General features: G+C 49.5%; 11 protein-coding genes. 7 read left to right on the forward strand and 4 right to left on the reverse strand.

Annotation, left to right across the window (positions count from 1 at the left end; all coding sequences use genetic code 11):
• Positions 1-5: 5 nt before the first annotated feature.
• Genes LZD49_RS04495 through LZD49_RS04505 form a run of 3 tightly spaced genes read right to left on the reverse strand, consistent with a single transcriptional unit; the run spans position 6 to position 2,578 of the window.
• Positions 6-809, reverse strand: a complete 804-nt coding sequence (locus tag LZD49_RS04495) for a sugar isomerase domain-containing protein (RefSeq protein WP_234666124.1) — start codon at positions 807-809, stop codon at positions 6-8.
• Between the two features lie 36 nt (positions 810-845).
• Positions 846-1,787 (reverse strand): ROK family protein, encoded by a 942-nt coding sequence (locus tag LZD49_RS04500; protein ID WP_234666125.1) that lies wholly within the window; start codon positions 1,785-1,787, stop codon positions 846-848.
• Positions 1,784-2,578, reverse strand: coding sequence for an SDR family NAD(P)-dependent oxidoreductase (locus LZD49_RS04505; protein WP_234666126.1), 795 nt, complete (start codon positions 2,576-2,578; stop codon positions 1,784-1,786). Before LZD49_RS04505 ends, LZD49_RS04500 begins: the two co-directional genes overlap by 4 nt.
• Before the next feature lie 109 nt (positions 2,579-2,687).
• Between LZD49_RS04505 and LZD49_RS04510 the strand changes: the two genes are divergently transcribed.
• The gene (locus LZD49_RS04510; protein WP_234666127.1) at positions 2,688-3,569 is read left to right on the forward strand and encodes an AraC family transcriptional regulator; all 882 of its coding nucleotides are present in this window, start codon (positions 2,688-2,690) and stop codon (positions 3,567-3,569) included.
• A 19-nt stretch (positions 3,570-3,588) separates the two neighbouring features.
• On the opposite strand, the gene LZD49_RS04515 is transcribed toward LZD49_RS04510, so the two are convergent.
• Positions 3,589-4,473, reverse strand: a complete 885-nt coding sequence (locus LZD49_RS04515) for an AraC family transcriptional regulator (RefSeq protein WP_234666128.1) — start codon at positions 4,471-4,473, stop codon at positions 3,589-3,591.
• A 208-nt stretch (positions 4,474-4,681) separates the two neighbouring features.
• Here LZD49_RS04515 and LZD49_RS04520 point away from each other — a divergent pair, with 208 nt between their 5' ends.
• From LZD49_RS04520 to LZD49_RS04545, 6 genes are all read left to right on the forward strand, one after another.
• Complete coding sequence (locus LZD49_RS04520; protein WP_234666129.1) at positions 4,682-7,396, forward strand: PQQ-dependent sugar dehydrogenase; 2,715 nt, start codon at positions 4,682-4,684, stop codon at positions 7,394-7,396.
• A gap of 207 nt (positions 7,397-7,603) precedes the next feature.
• Positions 7,604-10,933 (forward strand): TonB-dependent receptor, encoded by a 3,330-nt coding sequence (locus LZD49_RS04525; protein WP_234666130.1) that lies wholly within the window; start codon positions 7,604-7,606, stop codon positions 10,931-10,933.
• A gap of 21 nt (positions 10,934-10,954) precedes the next feature.
• A complete protein-coding gene (locus LZD49_RS04530) occupies positions 10,955-12,733 on the forward strand; it encodes a RagB/SusD family nutrient uptake outer membrane protein (RefSeq protein WP_234666131.1) in 1,779 nt (592 codons plus the stop codon).
• A 143-nt stretch (positions 12,734-12,876) separates the two neighbouring features.
• The gene (locus tag LZD49_RS04535; RefSeq protein WP_234666132.1) at positions 12,877-13,485 is read left to right on the forward strand and encodes an RNA polymerase sigma factor; all 609 of its coding nucleotides are present in this window, start codon (positions 12,877-12,879) and stop codon (positions 13,483-13,485) included.
• 69 nt (positions 13,486-13,554) lie between these two features.
• Positions 13,555-14,646 (forward strand): FecR family protein, encoded by a 1,092-nt coding sequence (locus LZD49_RS04540; protein WP_234666133.1) that lies wholly within the window; start codon positions 13,555-13,557, stop codon positions 14,644-14,646.
• Between the two features lie 110 nt (positions 14,647-14,756).
• Entirely contained in the window at positions 14,757-18,155 is a 3,399-nt protein-coding gene (locus LZD49_RS04545; protein ID WP_234666134.1) for a TonB-dependent receptor, read from the forward strand.
• The last annotated feature ends 10 nt before the right edge of the window (positions 18,156-18,165 follow it).

Genomic DNA, 18,165 nt, shown 5'->3' on the forward strand with positions numbered 1-18,165 from the left:
GTTTTTCAGTTTTGGTCGGAAACGTAGCTGGCAATGCCTACTTTTTTATACAATCGTGATACGCGGTGCGCGTGTTCATCATAGGCCGCCTGAAACAATTCGGCTGCCCTGTCAGCGCCCACCAAAGCGGAGGCCGTCAGCACTTTGGGAGGCGCACCGGCCAGTACGAGCAGATTGGCCAGCTCCGCCTTAATGCAGTTGATAAGCATGCACGAGCCGACCGTTGAGCCGGGTGCAACGGGCGTATCCAGTCCCTCAATGCTGACCATGGCATCCCCTGCGGGCGCGCCCGAATCGAGTACAATGTCACAGAAGTCTTGGAGTTTGAGCCCGTCCTGACGTTTGCTCGTACTGACCTGGGAGTGTTCCATGGAGATGATACCAACGGTCTTAATGCCTTGCTGCTGAAATAGTTCGGCCAATTCGATCGGGACGACATTGCAGCCCGATGACGAAATGATAATGGCTGAATCCTGGTCTGACAAATCGAAATTGCGCAGGATTTGTTTGGCAAACCCGCTCACGTTTTCTAAAAACATGGCCTGGCGCTGCCCGTTTGCCCCGACAACCAGGTTATGGAAGGTAAGCGAAAGTTCAACGATGGGATTGAATCCCGGAAAAGAGCCATAGCGCGGCCACATTTCTTCCACCATAATGCGGCTATGGCCGCTGCCGAAGATATGGACCATTCGCCCGGCCAGAATAGAAGAAGCGAAAAGCTTTGCAACGGCCTGAATTTTTTCCTCCTGCTGTGAAACGGCCGCTATCAGGCCCTGGCATTTGCCTAAAAAATCTTGGGTATAACTCATTTTACAAAAGTTTGATGATCCCGCCGCAGCCATAAGCTACCTGACGATTTCCTGGTTAATGGGCTCGCACTTGACCGGCAAGCCAGTGTTTTTTGTTTTTAAGAAGGCAAAAGTGGCCGCGCCGACGGCTCCCGCCCAATCGCTGTATTTGGCTTCTCTGACCTGAGTTTGCTTTTCTTTGGGTCTGAATTCATACACATTCATAAAAGCGTTGAGGGGGGTAAACAGCGCTTCGCCGGCTTTGGTAACGCCTCCTGCCAGCCCGATCACTTCCGGGGAGACGATATTGGCGATGGAGGAAAGGGCCAGGCCTAGTTTACGGACCGAGTCCAGCCAGAGCCAGGAAGCAAAGGGCTCATTTTTCAGGTAACCGGCGACCAGTTCATGCGTAGAAGCGAAACGACCGGCCGAACGGCGGTGAACGGAATAGTTGCCGATCGCATATTCCAGACTTCCCGGCATACCCAAAAGGCTTAATTCATCGTCATGCGGATTCAATGTCATATGACCGAAATGGCCGGCCATTTGCCCAAGACCCTGGTGTAATTCGCCATTAATCAGCAAACCGCCGCCAACACCGGTGCCCAGCGTGAGTAAAACCGCATTTTTACAGTCCTTAATGGTGCCGAATGTCGCTTCTGCAAGCAGCGCTGCATGCGCGTCATTCAACACATAGGTGGGCGTGTTCAGGTAAGTTTCCCAATGAAAGTTTTCCACACCGGCAAGCCTTCCGGGCATGTAGGCAATGTGACTATTTGCCTGATTGGCAAAACCCGGACATGAAAGGCCGATCAGGTCGATCGGGCCTGGAAATGCCTGTTTCAAATGGCCGACCAGGAAAAAAATCGTCTCCCTCCACTTTCCGGCAGAATCGTCATCAGTGGGCACGGTGTGCTGATGCAAAATTTCGCCGCGGGCATTCAAAACGACTCCTTTGATGTTGGTGCCTCCGACATCGATACCGATAGCTGCTTTCATATCGGGTCGGTTTGATACTGGCCCTCGGAAACTTCCCAGCCGCCGTCCACATAAAGGGTTTGCGCGGTTGTGAAAGCCGAGCCGTCGGACATAAAATAAACCGCGGCCGCGTCCAGGTCCTGCGGGCGGCCATTTCGTCCGCCGTCGAGGGGCTGCTTGGTTTTGACGAAATTTAATATTGTTTCGTCCTTGCTTGCCCGTTCCGACATCGGTGTCTCCACCAGGGCAGGCGCCAGGATATTCACACGGATATTATCAGCTGCGTAGTAGGCGGCAATGGATTTGGTAAAGCCTGTTACTGCCGATTTGGCCGCTGCGTAAGCATGGGTAACGAAGTACCGCGGGGAAGGAGAAAAACCAAGTACTGAGCTCATATTCAGAATGCTGCCGCCTCTGCCCAACCGCCTGAATGCCTGGACTGCTGCCTGATTGGAAAGCATCAGCCCCGTGAGATTCAGGGCAAGCGTATGCTCCCATCCTTCCAGGGTCAATTCGTGTAAAGGGCCGTCACCTGCTTTCCTCCCGCTGCCGCCTGCCACGTGATAAAGGCCGTCAAATCCCCCAAACTCGTCGAGGCACAACTCAATAGCGTGCTGCGCGGTTGCAGCATGGACCGCATCGCCCGGCAACACGCGTGCAGCCTCGCCCAGGAGCGTTTTTGCTGTCTGGCAGCTTTCTGTATTTCTTCCTACCAGCGTCACCTTTGCTCCCTGTCCGACAAATGCCTTCGCCGCAGACAGGCCAATGCCGGTTGTGCCACCAATGATGACTATTTTCTTGTCTTGCAGCATAGATAAGTCATTATAATACCGTACTTGATATTCGCAACTGAATTATACCACAAAACAATTGGGATTTTCCTTATCTTTCCACTGCTAATCAATTATTACCGATACTATTTTGACCAAATTAAATCAGGGAAAAACCGCGCTTTTTCAAAAGTTGCCGCTTCCGGCGGATAACTCCTTTATTATAAGCCGGTACGAGTCGCCCCACTTTGAGACGCCCTGGCATTTCCATGAAGAGTATGAATTGGTTTACTGCGAAAGGGGTTTTGGCAGCAAGTTTATCGGCAATAATTTCTCTGCCTATCAAGAGGGGGAAATCGCCTTTATTGGAAAAAATGTACCGCACCTTTTCAAAGCTGATGACTCTTTTTATCAGATGGGGGCAGACATCAAACCAAGCTCGATTGTCTTGCAGTTTTTAGAAGGTTGTTTAGGCCGGGATTTTTTTAGCATCCCCGAAATGACCGAGGTGAGGAATTTGTTTGCTTATGCGCAGAATGGATTAATGGTGCTGGGTGAGACCCGCGCAACAATCAAGTCGATTCTTTTCGAAATGCTCGAATCGGGTAAAGTCGGACGGCTGAAAGGATTGATCGAGATATTGGGCATATTATCCGAATCGAAAGAATTACAGCCACTTTCGGTCCATCAGATCAGTGGGATCAACAGCAAGGACAGTATGAAGATGAACAGGGTCCTTGAATATGCCTTACAGCACTATAAAGATGACATTTCGATTGGCATCGCTGCCGATCTGGCCAACCTTTCCGAATCTGCCTTTTGTCGTTATTTTAAGTCACGTACCCAGAAATCTTTCCTGGGCTTCATCATAGAAATGCGTCTGAACGAAGGGCGCAGGCTCTTAAAAGAAACCAACCTCTCTGTTTTAGAAATATGCTATGAATCCGGCTTCAAAAACCTGTCGAATTTCAACCGGCTTTTCCGCAAACAATTCAACGAAAGTCCTTTGGAATACAGGCGGGGTTTGCAATGATCCAAGATCGCAAACGACTCTACTCACTTCCGGTGTCCGAAACGACCTGGCCTTTTTGAAGCTGGGTATGCCGTTTTCTGTATTTGAGAGGTGACATCCGCACTTGCTTGACAAAATGAGCACTGAAGTTTGACCAGTTCTGAAACCCGCTCTCGTAACATATTTCTGTGACGGACATATCCGTTGTCGCCAGCAACTTACAGGCATGCGCGATCCGGATCTCTGTTAAAAAATTGACATAGCTTTTTTTGGTGCTCTTCTTAAAATAATGGCAGAAGGCAGACACGCTTTTGTTGGTCAGTGCCGCCACCTCTTCCACGCGCACCTTCCTTTGGAAATGCTGCATGGAATATTCAAAAACCAGGTGGATGTGGTTCTGGTCCTGCTTCGTGAGGTTAACGATAGGGAAATTAGTTAAATGCCTAACTTCTTCCGAAACACTTATTTGGTGAAGGCAGTCCAGCAGTGCCCCCATTTGCGGGAAGCCTGCCAGGGACTCAATTTTTTTTAAATAGTCTCCGATCATCTCTTTCAGACTGCCCGTCAGCAAGACGCCCTGGGAAGCATTCTGCAATAGCGTACCGATGAGCTGCATTTCAGGCAGCAGTAAAAAGTTTCCCTGAAACAGCTCTTCCCTGAACTGGACGACTATTGCGCTGCTCATCATGGCTGGATCATTTTTACGAAACCAGTGCGGTAAATTCCGGCCCAGCAGAAACACATCGCCCATCTGGTACTCGCCAATATAGTCGCCGATAAAGGCCGTTCCCGAACCGCAACTTTGAAGTACAAGCTCATATTCTACGTGCTGATGCCAGGGCGTTTCAAAATTCGGGGTGGTATAAGTCCTGGCTACAAACGACGAGCTCTCATCGACAGGGAGTTTTTGAATTAATGGTTTCATCTGGTATGTTCCGGCCTTTTAGGGATAAAATTTCAATGTAATTCAAAATACCAGATAAAATTAAGAAAATATCGATGGAAACTGCCTGTGTAGCTGCCTTTCTTTGCATTATACTATTTCATGAAATATTTGTCCTCATCCCAGTTTACGGGCGTTGTACAGCCGTGAGATTCCCTTGGCTGTTTTCTTATTAAAATTTAACCGGATTATGAATAGATCTACCCTGATCAAAAAAGCATGTTTGCTGATTGTCGGCACTTCGTTGTTTTGCTGGAAAATGATTTCTCCGGCCGTTCCGCCGGCCAAAACGGCATCTGAAAAACCGGACGAAAACCGGTTTTCAAAAGTCATACTTTCCGAGAACCTGAATGAGCCCATGGAATTGGTCGTACTTCCCGACGGCGGGGTGCTGGTAGCCGAGCGAAATGGCGGTTTGCTACTATATGATCCGGCAACGTCAAAAACGGAGAAGATTCAGCAGATCCCGGTTTTCAGCAAGCTCGAAGATGGCCTTCTGGGAATTGCCCTGGATCCGAAATTCAGCGAAAACCGCTGGGTATACCTGTTTTATTCCCCCGTGGGCGACACGCCTCAGCAATATGTGTCCCGGTTTGATTTTGATGGGAAAAAGCTTGATCTGACATCAGAAAAGGTTTTAATTAAAATACCAACCCAGCGCGAGGAATGCTGCCATTCTGGTGGCTCTATTGCTTTTGGCAAGGACGGTAATCTGTTTATTGCCACCGGGGACAACACCAGCCCGTTTGGCTCCAACTACTACGCGCCGCTCGACGAAAGGCCTGGCCGCACGTCCTGGGATGCGCAGCGTTCAGCGGGAAATACCAATGATCTGCGGGGGAAGATTCTCCGGATCCATCCCGAGGCCGATGGTACGTACAGCATCCCGAACGGCAATTTGTTTGATAAAGCCAATCCACTGGCGCGCCCGGAGATCTACGTGATGGGCTGCCGAAATCCGATACGTATTTCAGCTGACCCGAAAAACGGCTATTTGTACTGGGGCGATGTGGGGCAGAATGGCGAGAAAGATAGTGAACGTGGGCCGAGGAGCTGGGACGAATGGAACCAGGCAAAGCAGGTAGGAAACTTTGGCTGGCCCTATTTCGCGGGTGATAACAAGCCCTATGCAGAATACGATTTCGCCCGGGAGAAGGCTGGTAAATTTTTTGATCCGCTTCGCCCGGTTAACCATTCGGTTAATAATACGGGGTTGAAAGAGCTTCCTCCTGCTCAGCCCGCATTCATCTGGTATAACTATGTGGAGTCGGACCTGTTTCCGCACCTTGGGACAGGGGGTAAAAGTCCGATGGTAGGCCCGGTGTTTTATTCAGATCAATACAAAAAATCGGATCGCTCCTTTCCGGACTACTACAATGGTAAGCTGTTTATATTTGAATGGATGCGTGACTGGATCAATGTCGTCACCATGAAACCGGACGGCAGCTATGAAAGCATTGAGCCCTTCATGCCCAAAACACAGTTCGACCACCCGATCGACATGGAGTTTGGCCCGGACGGCGCGATGTACCTTCTCGAATATGGTACTTACTGGTTTGCACAAAACGCCAATTCCAGATTGGTCAGGATTGATTACTCGGAAGGAAACAGGCCCCCGCTGGCGAAAATAAACGCCAGTACCAAAGTAGGATCGGCCCCGCTGACTGTGCGCTTTTCGGCCAGGGGAACCACCGATTACGATCCTGGGGACAAGTTGACCTATGAATGGAGCTTTGGGGATGTGCGCGGTGCCCAGCCGGCAAAATCCAGCTCGGAAGAGCCCGTATTTACCTTCAAAAAACCGGGCATTTATCAGGTGAAACTGACAGTTACGGATCAGGGCCGGAAATCCTCTTCCAAAACGATGGAAATCAAAGTAGGTAACGAGCCGCCAAAGATTGCAGTCGAGTGGCCTTCCAACCGTTCCTTTTACTGGCCCGATCAAACGATCGCATACAAAACAAAGATCACGGACAAGGAGGATCAGCTCAAAGGCGGTATCGATCCAGGCCGGGCGGTCGTCACATTTGAACACATTCCATTTGGAGAAGACATTACGCTGGCAGCACAGAACTATGAGTCGGCCGTGGGTACCACCAGACTGAGTGCGGGCGAGAAACTGATTAGTGAAAGTGACTGTAAAGCATGCCACGGACTAGACAAGAAATCTATCGGACCAGCCTATACGGAGATTGCCAAACGCTATAAGGGCGATGCCAAAGCAGTCGAAAAGCTGGCGGCGAAAGTGCTCAGCGGCGGTAACGGAAACTGGGGAGAAAATGCCATGTCGGCACATCCGCAACTGACTTTGGCGCAGACTTCCGAGATGGTAAGCTACATCCTTTCCCTGGCGCAGCCGGCCGCAAAAATCAAGTCGCTGCCGCTGTCGGGAACGGTGGTTACTAAATCCACGCAAACGGAAGAAGGAGCAGGAAAATACTTATTGACTGTCTCTTATGCGGACAAAGGTGCAAATGGCATTCCCTCGCTTACGACCCGCAAGGAAATCCTGCTTCGCCCGCCTGTTCTGGAAGCAATTTCTTGCGATACTTCCTCGAAAGCGGCTTTGAACAGCGGTAGTCAGAAAGAACCAGGCAAGGTGCGTTTCACAGAAAATAACGCCTATATCGCATTTAAGGACGTTGACCTTACGACCATCAAAACGGTTTCCCTTCAAATGCTTTCCTCGGGGGTGGATGGAACCGTGACCCTGCGCGAGGGCTCCCCGGATGGCCAGGTAGTAGCGAAATTTCCGATTAAACGATCCAATACGCCTGCTGCAATCGATTCTGAAATCCAGAAAACGAACGGAATCAAAACGCTCTACTTTGTTTACAATGATGCGAAAAACGAGACAGGTATGTTCAATGGGCCGCTCGTCAAGGCGATTGTTTTCCAAAAGTAGGCGCAGGGCATTTGCCAAAAATTGACCGCTTCCCCATTTTCCATCTTAAATCAAATCCTATGAGCTGATCACCAAATAAGAAGGGTTGATGATGTTTGGAGCATCACCAACCCATTGATTAATGTACCCTGCGACTACATCCGCTGCGAACGGATGCAGGGTTCGTTTTGCCCTATTTTTCAATTTAAACAAAACTCTTGTGAAGTTATGAAGAAATTGTTTCCTAACTATAATCCATGGCAGGGCAATAGAAGGTTGGCTTTCAGTCAACTGATATCATGCTGTCTGTTTACCGTTTTTGTAGCCGCTCATAGTGCTGATGCTGGCAATATAAAGTTCGAAAGGACCGACCGGCCTGTTTCAGGTGAGAACGGATTGCCTGACCGGGTGATCTCGGGTGTTATCACAGATAAAAATGGATCCCCGATTCCGGGGGCGTCTGTGGTTATCAAGGGCACTCAGCGAGGAACCAGTGCAGATGCAGACGGTAAATACAGGATCGATGGCCCGGATGGCCCATTTACACTTACGTTTAGTTTCGTTGGATTCACTCCAAAAGAAGTCGGTTTAACACCCGACCAGACTACCCTGAATGTGCAACTTTCCCAGGATGAGAAGCTGCTCAATGAGGTGGTCGTTGTCGGTTATGGTACGGCTAAGAAAAAAGACCTGACCGGGGCGGTGTCTGTCGTCAAGGTCAGTGAATTGACCGAGCAGCCGAATTCCAATTTAAGTAACCAGCTTCAGGGACGCGCTTCCGGAGTGACCGTGCTTACATCCGGTCAGCCCGGTCAGGCTCCGCAGATCCGGATCCGTGGTATCAATTCTTTCGGAAACAACACGCCATTATTTGTGGTGGATGGTGTGCCTACCCAGGATATTAACAACCTCAATCCTAATGATGTAGCCACGATGCAGGTCCTGAAAGACGCCGGATCGGCATCTATTTATGGTTCCAGGGCATCAAATGGTGTGGTAATCATTACAACGAAGCGGGGATCGGGCAAGGTGAGGGTTAACTACGATACCTATTACGGAACGCAAACTGTGAAAAAAGGAAATGTTTACAATTTACTTGGACCACAGGAGACTGCCGATCTGAAATTCCTGGCGCTCAAAAATTCCGGGGCAACGATCAAGGACCCGCACTATGGCGATGGCCCGACGGCGGTTTTGCCGGACTACATCGTGCCAACCGGTGCGAAGGAAGGAGAAATTGATTTGTCTAAGTACTACGTGAATCCCAATTATACGGACAAGGCAGATATGGATTCATTTTACAGAATCGTGAAAGCCAACAAGCAGGGGACTGACTGGTTTCATGAGGTTTTTAAAAATGCGCCGATTCAAAGTCACAACCTGGCCGTAAGCGGTGGCGGGACACAGGGGAATTACCTGTTTTCTCTGAACTACTTCAACCAGCAGGGCAATCTGAAAAATACCTATTTGAAACGCTATACAGTCCGGGCAAACAGCCAGTATAATGTCGGCAAGCACATCCGGATTGGCGAGAACATAGCCCTTTCTCTCGTGGACAACCCAAGGAGCATTATCCTGAACGAAGATGGGGCAATCGGGATGTCCTTTCGCGCCCAGCCGATTGTGCCCGTCTACGACGTGAATGGCAATTACGCGGGCTCATATAATGGGTTTGGCAACACGAAGAATCCGGTTGCCCTGCGCGACCGCGCCAGAAACGACAAAGGTTCAAGCAACGGGATTCTGGGAAACATGTATGTTGAATTTGACTTCCTGAAAGATTTTACGGCCCGTTCAAGCTTTGGAGGTACACTGTATTCTTCGGCGGGAAATACATTTACCTATCCCGAATGGGAGAATTCGGAGAATAATCCCACAAACTCTTATTCTGAATATGCCAACAGAGGCTACAACTGGACGTGGACTAATACGCTCACTTACGAAAAGACTTTCAAGGAACTACATTCTTTCAAAGTGCTTGTCGGGACGGAGGCTTTCAGTTCATCGGGCGGCGAAGTTGGGGGCGTAACACAGGGTTATTTTTCGTTCGACCCAAATTTTGCCAGCCTTTCAACAGGCTCGGGCACTCCGACCAATTATAGCAACAGGTTTGCGGAAGCGTTGTTTTCCTACATCGGCCGGATTGATTACAGCTTCAAGGACCGCTACTTGTTAAGCGCCACGGTGCGTCGCGATGGTTCATCCAAGTTTGTCTCACAATACGGCGTATTTCCCGCTGTTAGTGCCGGGTGGCGTATTAAGGAGGAGGAATTCGCTAAAAATGTAAGCTGGTTAACGGATTTGAAAATCCGCGGCGGATATGGGATTATGGGAAACCAGTTCAATATTGCTACCGCCAACGCATTTACGACGTATGGCCAGAACCGTAGCCATTCTTTCTATGACATTAAGGGGACAGGCAATAGTACCGTGCTCGGATTTCAGAGGACCCGTGTAGGCAACCCGTCGGCAAAATGGGAGAAGAATATCAACTCCAACATTGGTATCGATGCACAGTTCCTGGGCGGTGCCATCGATCTGACGATTGACTATTATCAGAAAAACATCAAGGACCTCTTGTTCTCTCCGGAACTTGCGGGGACTGTTGGCCAGGGCACGGCTCCGGCGGTCAATATCGGGGCTATGAAAAATCATGGTATCGATATGTCCGTTTACGCGGAGAAAGCCATCAATAAAGACCTGAAAATAAACGCCACAGCCACCCTGACCACTTACAACAACGAGATTGTTAAGATTACCGATGGTGTTACTTATTTCGATCAGGAAGGTCGCCGCTTTAACGGAAGCACCATTATCCGCAATGCGGTGGATCACTCGATTGGCCAGTTTTACGGTTATAAGGTTGATGGCTTTTGGGATTCGCAGCAAGAAATTGATCAGGCAAATGCGAAGGCGAGGGAAATTTCCGGGAATGCTGCCGTTGTTTATCAAAGTGAAGTCAAAGTCGGGCGCTTCCGTTATGCGGATACAAACGGTGACGGCATTATTACAGCCGACGACCGCGCGTTCCTTGGTAACCCGAGTCCTAAGTTCAGCTATGGACTGAACGTGGGGGCGACTTACAAGGGCTTTGACTTCGGTATCTTCTTTTATGGTGTCCAGGGCAATCAGATCTGGAATAACCTGAAATGGTGGAACGACTTCTACGCCAACTTTCAGGGGGCGAAAAGTAAGACTGCCTTGTATGATTCGTGGACGCCGGATCGCATGAATGCAAAAGCACCAATTCAGGAAAATACGGGTTCGTTCAGCACGACCAACGTGCCGAACTCCTACTATGTCGAAAACGGCTCGTACCTGCGCGCCAAGAATGCACAAATCGGATACACCTTGCCAGCAAGCCTGGTTAGTAAACTGCGCATCGAAAAAGCGAGGATTTACATCCAGTCCGCTAACCTTTTTACGATCACCAAATACTCCGGGCCCGATCCGGAAGTGGGACAAAGCCAGGTTACAGGATCAACGGCTTTTGGTTTGGATGAAGGTGTTTATCCGAATACCCGCCAGTTTCTGGTTGGCTTAAATCTGACATTCTAATAATCCTAATATTGAAAGAAGATGAAAACAATTCAGTTTTGTAAAATAACATTCATTGTCGCGCTGGGTTTGATTTCTTTCGCCTGCCAGGACGACTTTTTAGATAAACCGGCGCTGGGTTCTCTCAGCGACGCTCAGCTCAATACAAAGCCTGGTCTCAAAAACTTGTTGATCGGGGCTTACGCAGCACTCGACGGACATGGAGTAGGTGCCGCCAATGCGTGGGACGCGTCAGCGGATAACTGGATTTATGGCAGTATCGCTGGCGGGGATGCTAAAAAAGGAAGCGACGGTGCCGATCAGCCTGGAATCAATTCGATTATGATTTATAGCGCAGGCCCAAGCAACGGTTTTTTCAATAGCAAGTGGAAAGCCGTCTACGAAGGCGTCAATCGTGCCAATACGGTTTTGAAATTCATCCCGCTTGTTACAACGGGGATTTCCGATTCGGAGAAAAAGGTTTTTGAGGCCGAAGCCAGGTTTCTGCGTGGACATTATTATTCAGAATTAAAGAAAATGTTCAATATGGTGCCATGGATTGATGAAAAAACGGTTGATCCAAGCACGGTCACCAATGAGGCCGACATCTGGCCAAACATCGAAGCGGATTTCAAGTTCGCCATGGATAATTTGCCTGCGGTTCAAAGCGAGGTGGGGCGTGCCAACAAGTGGGCAGCTGCCGCTTATCTTGCCAAGACTTATTTGTATGAGAAAAAGTTTGCCGAGGCAAAAACTGTCTTCGACCTGGTTATTGAGCAAGGTGTTACCGCTGGCGGCGTTAAATATGCATTGATGCCGCGGTTTCAGGATAATTTCGACGCTGCTAAAAAGAATATGTCAGAGTCGGTATTTGCCGTGCAAATGGCGGCCAATGATGGTACAAACACGATCGATAACGCAAATACCGGGGGAATGCTCAACTTTCCCTACAATTCGCCGCTTCGCTGCTGCGGTTTTTTTCAGCCAAGTTTGGACCTTGCCAATTCATTCCAGACCGATGCCAATGGTTTGCCTCTGGTAGATACTTACAATGCGACTCCTCTCAAGAACGACATGGGCATCGCATCGACTGCGGCATTTACACCGGATGCTTCCAGGCCGCTGGATCCGCGTATCGACTGGACTATCGGACGCCGCGGCATCCCGTACCTGGACTGGGGCAATCACCCGGGACAAGCCTGGATTCGTGATCAGAGTTATGCGGGTCCTTATTCGCCCAAGAAAAACGTTTACTGGCAGGCCACGCAGGACAAGTACTCTGACCAACATTCATGGGCGCCTGGCACCGCCATCAACATCCAGCTCATCCGGTTTGCTGATGTGCTGCTAATGGCCGCAGAGGCAGAAGCGCAACTGAATAACCTGGCAAAAGCTCAGGAGTACGTAAACCAGGTGCGTGCGCGTGCCGCTAAGCCTGAAAGTATGGTGTACTTGTATAAAGATGCCGGCAAACCCATGGCCGGTTTCACTACCACACCTGCCGCAAACTATAAGATAGCCGTGTATCCTGCTGGTGCTTTCGCTGCGAAGGGTAAGGAAGGTGCATTGAAGGCAATCTATTTTGAAAGAAAACTGGAATTTGCCATGGAGGGTCACCGCTTTTTTGATTTGTCACGGTGGGGTATCGCCGACCAGGTATTGAATGCTTACATAGCCAGCGAAAGTAAGGTGACCCCGGACGTAAACGGAGGAAATTTTGTGAAGGGAGTAAATGAATATTTCCCGATCCCGCAACGCCAGATTGACCTAAGCACTAAAAACGGAAAATCATCACTGAAACAGAATCCGGGCTATAATTAATCTTTTTTGACACGCCATTGATCTGAGAGGTAGCCTAAAAAACTACCTCTCTTTGCTTTAAGTTAACCTATACTTTTTGCCAAAGGCATTATATCGCACCCCTATCTTACTTTTACCTGCGTAGACCAACCCGCATCCTGTATATGAACCCATCACCATATCCTGGTCATTCTGACAGGGTGCTCTGGCAGCACCTGAAAGATGGTAGTGAATTGGCGTTGGGCACTTTGATCCGTCAGTATTTTAATCCGCTATTGAATTACGGTCTGAAGTTCGTTCGGGACGAGGCGTTTGTAAAGGATTGCGTGCAGGAAGTTTTTATCGAAATCTGGAATCGACGGGAGCGCGTCACGGTTCCCGAAAGTGTTCGGGCCTACCTCCTGAGTTCGGTCCGCAAACGGGTGCTCAGGGAAGCATACAGGCAACAAATACTGCGCGATGAGCAACCGGCCGACCTTGAAAACGACGGTAATTTCGTCGAATTTTCCCCGGAATGGACATTGATCGAAAACGAAAGCCTTGCGCAGACGAAGGAGCGGATCGAGCATGCGCTTGCCAAGATACCCAAAAGGCAGAGGGAGGTCATTTACCTGCGCTACTACCAGAACCTTGAACGCGATGAAATTGCACAGATCATGAATGTCAATCCCCAGTCCGTGTCGAACCTTTTGCAGACAGCATACACGTCCATGCGCGAATATTGGCCGATGATATTGCTGTTGAAAGGCGATTGGGGTCTGCTTACTTTTTAAATTATCGTGAACAAGCAGTATCTGGCAGGCTATTTTGCCATCTACTTTATAGAATGAACTTACGACGCTATGCAAACCGATTACAGGGCATTAACGATTGACGAACTCTCCCGTGACGGGCTTTTCAGGCAATGGGTAATCCTGCGCGATCCGACAGCTGAGCAATTTTGGGAAAACTGGGTGGCTGCCAATCCGGATAAACGGGAAAAGATACAGGTAGCGCGTGCATTCCTGGAAGCGCTTGAAGAGCAGGATTCGGCCGTTTCCGGCGAAACATTGCAGGGGATTGTGGATCATGTTGTCCGGCAGCGGCCAGCCCGGACTGTGAGCCTATGGCGCAAAACCACATTTCGGGTTGCCGCTTCGATATTGCTCCTGGTGAGTTTTGCATATTTTGGTGTCCGCTTTTTTAAGAATTCCGACCAGCAGGTGATCTCCCGGCTACGGCAGATCAATCCGGCACTCGTCGACAATGCGCAGAAGATGACCAATACTTCCGCAACGCCGCAAAGGATCACATTGGAGGATGGCAGCATCGTGGATTTATATCCGAACAGTACAATCCGGTATCCGGCACATTTTCAGGGTGATAGCAGAGAGATTTATCTTCAGGGTAAGGCTTTTTTTACTATTGCAAGAAATCCTAAAAAACCATTCTGGGTTTATACCAGCACCGTTTCGACGCAGGTGCTGGGCACCAGTTTTATGGTCAGCGCAATTGAAGGCGCCTCCCAGGCCAAAGTGGAGGTGAAATCGGGACGTGTTTCCGTTTATCGACTGACTGATGTCGAGACAGCCCGCAAGAGCAAACAAAAGGAGCGTCCGGGTGTCATTCTCACAGCTAATCAGCAGGTTTCTTACGCAACCCTGGAAGGTCATTTAGTCAAAAGCGTTGTAGCGCAGCCCACCGCGCTGACCATGGTAGAGCCGAATGCATTTAAATTTGAAAACACACCCATCGCGGAAGTGTTTACGCAGCTGGAAGCGACTTACGGTTTAAATGTAGTCTTCGATCGCCTGACAATGGATAACTGTTACATGACAGCCGACCTTTCGGGTGAATCGCTCTTTTCTCAGTTGAAACTAATCTGTACCGTTACCAGATCCTCTTATGAAATCGTCGACGGTCAGATCGTAATTCATAGCGTCGGCTGCCAATAAGCTGATAATCAAGATTATCAGACGATAGGTATATTTTTTCTTAAAATATTACTGAAAAAAACAGTATCTATCGGAAGTGCACGCCATCCATGAGAAAAACCTTATGGATTATGCGATTTTATTACAATCAACACCGGCTAGTTCGTGCGCTTATGCGATTCTCGGTTTCCCAGCTGCTGCTGACCATCCTGATGGTCGGCGTTACCTATGCGCACGACGCAATAGGGCAGGAAATACTTGACCAGCGAGTAACCTTAAATTCTCAGACCATCATTTTAAAAGACGCGCTTCACCGGCTGGAACAAACGGCCGGAGTACGGTTTGTCTTTAACCCTAATGAAATTCCGCTCAATCAGCGGGTCAAGCTGGAAGCGCGTTCCGCCAGTCTTAAAGTGGTATTAGAGGAGCTTTTTCATCCGCTACACATTCGTTTCGAGGTAACCGGCAAGCAGATTGCGCTATTGAAGGACAATAGCACAGGACAAAGCATGCGAGAGGAAGCCACTGGCACGGCGCTTGCCGACCAGATTGTTACGGGAACCGTCAAGGATGAGTCCGGAAGCGGCCTGCCGGGCGTCAGTGTGGTAGTGAAAGGCACGCAACGCGGCACAACGACAGACCCTGGCGGCGTGTACCGGCTGGAAGTGCCCGGCGACAACAATGTAGTGCTGATCTTCTCTTTTGTAGGTTACCAGTCCCAGGAAGTCGCCCTCGGTAATCGGTCTGTTGTGGATATCAATATGGTATCCGACGATAAATCATTGAATGAAGTGGTAGTGGTAGGCTACGGAACTGTCAAGAAGTCGGATGTGACCGGTGCGGTAGCCAAAGTCGGAGAAACAGACATTAAAGCTACACCGATCGTTTCGTTTGACCGCGCATTGCAGGGACGGGCCACCGGCGTGCAGGTAGTACAAAACTCCGCCAGGCCAGGGGGAGAAGCCACCATCCGGATCCGGGGTTCAGGCTCTGTCAATGCGAGCAATGATCCCTTGTATGTCATCGACGGGTTTCCGACAACGGGTTTGAATTCCATTAACCCGAATGACATCGAGTCGATCGAGATACTGAAAGATGCCAGTGCGACAGCGATTTACGGTTCCCGTGGGTCGAATGGGGTCGTGTTGGTGACTACCAAGAGAGGTAAAGCGGGTCAGACGGTCATAACTTACGACATGTATTACGGCAGCCAGTCGGTTCGGCGCAAGATACCGCTGCTTAATGCACGCCAATTCGCTGAATTTGTCAATGAAGCACAGACTAACAATGGAGGAAAACCCTATTTCGACGGAAGCAGTGCTGACCGGCCCCTTCCCGCTACATTGGGAGCTGGCACCGACTGGCAGGACGAAGTGCTTCAAAATGCCCCGATTCAAAACCATCAGCTGGGTGTTTCGGGCGGTTCGGAAAAGACGCGGTATGCGGTTTCCTTTGGTTATTACGATCAGAAGGGCATTGTGTTGAACTCTTATTTCAAACGGTACACCCTGCGGGCGAATCTGGACAATGATATTTCATCAAGAGTCCGCGTGGGAGTGAGCCTGCTTGGCGCCTATACGAAAGGGAACAATGCAAGAACCGAGGTAGACGGAAATGCAGGAGGAGGTGTGACTAGTGCCTCGCTGAGCTATGCACCTACCTTTCCAGTCTTCAACAATGACGGGACTTATTACAAAAACCTGGGCACGCTCAATGGGTATTCGGTAGACAACCCTGTGGCAATTGCCAATGAAATTACGGCGCAAAATGCTCTTTTTCGCATTCTGGCAAACTCGTATGTAGACTACAAGATTGTAGAGGGGCTCAATTTGCGTGTAAGTTTCGGAGCAGATCTACAAGCATCGAAGGGCAATAATTACAGCACGAGGTTGTCATTGGCTGGCGCTAGCACGGGGGGGACCGCCTCTGTGAGCGCTACTCAAAGCGTAGGATGGCTCAACGAAAATACGCTTAACTATTCCCGAAAATTATCGGAACGCCATTCGTTTAATGCGTTGCTCGGTTACACTACTCAGGGGCTTACAACCGAGAATGTAACGGCCAGTGCCAACACATTCCCAAATGATTTTTCATCTTTTAATAACCTGTCTGCCGGATCTTCGCTTGTTGCGCCACGATCGGGGGCCAGCGAATGGCGACTGCTGTCGTATCTGGCAAGGGTGAACTATGGTTTCGACGACCGGTTTTTATTCACGCTAACCGGGCGGCGGGACGGTTCCTCTCGTTTTGGGACCAGCAACAAATTTGGTTTCTTTCCTTCGGGGGCGATCGCCTGGAAAGTAGCGAATGAAAAGTGGATGAAGAGCCAAACACTGTTTTCCGACACCAAGCTGCGCGTCAGCTATGGTTTATCAGGAAATCAGGAAATCGGTAATTACCGGTTCCTGGCCAACATCACAAACTACCCATATGTGCTGGGCGGCGTGCTGAATTCCGGAGCCACTACGGCCGGCATCGCTAATCCCGACCTCCGCTGGGAACGCAACGCGCAATTTGATGTGGGTGTTGACGTCGGTATGCTTAATAACCGCATTCAACTTACAGCCGACTATTATATCAAGAAAACCTCCGACCTTCTTTTTGATGTGACTGTTCCTACTTCCTCGGGTTTTACCTCGACATTGAAAAACATCGGGAGTGTTCAGAATAAAGGGATTGAGCTTTCTTTGACTACCATCAATATCAGCAAGGCTGGGCAGGCGGGTTTCCGATGGACGTCGGACTTTAACCTGACTTTTAATCAAAACAAAATCCTTACCCTTGATGGTCGGCAGGAATTTACCGCGGGGACTGATGCGTTGATTTTTGCGACCGCGGTAAACCCGATTCTATTGCGTGTTGGCAGCCCGCTGGGTAACTTCTATGGCCGGGTGACCGATGGTATTTTTCAATCCCAGGCTGAGGTGGATGCGTCTGCGCAGAAAAATGCCAAGCCAGGCGATTTGCGTTACAAGGACCTTAATGGAGACGGGATCGTTAACGATGTCGACCGTGCTGTGATTGGCAACGCTAATCCGAAGCTGTTCGGCGGGCTTAACAACACATTTTCCTTCAAAGGGTTTGACCTTAATATCTTCCTGCAAGGTGTCTCGGGTAACAGCATTCTTAATTACGGCACGTTTGACCTGGTTAACCTGACGGGAGGTAACAACCAATCCGCACGCGCGCTCGACCGGTGGACACCGGATAACCCCAGCACGACCATTCCGCGTGCCAATGCGGGAGGTGGCGCACGCATTCTTTCTGACTTTCAAGTTGAGGATGGGGCATATTTGCGGGTAAAGAATATCTCGCTGGGGTACAACCTGCCTAAAAGCATGCTGGACCGCTTGTCGATTGGATCGGCAAAGATTTATGTGACAGCTCAAAACCTGTTCACTTTTACAAACTACACCGGTTATGATCCTGAGGTCAACAGATTTGGATCTTCCTCGCTGAGCCAGGGACTGGATTACGGTGCTTATCCTACGGCAAAAACCCTGCTTGTCGGTCTTAATCTTCGATTTTAATAGCAAAACT

Source organism: Dyadobacter sp. CY261 (assembly GCF_021440085.1).
In the GTDB taxonomy this organism is placed as follows: domain Bacteria; phylum Bacteroidota; class Bacteroidia; order Cytophagales; family Spirosomataceae; genus Dyadobacter.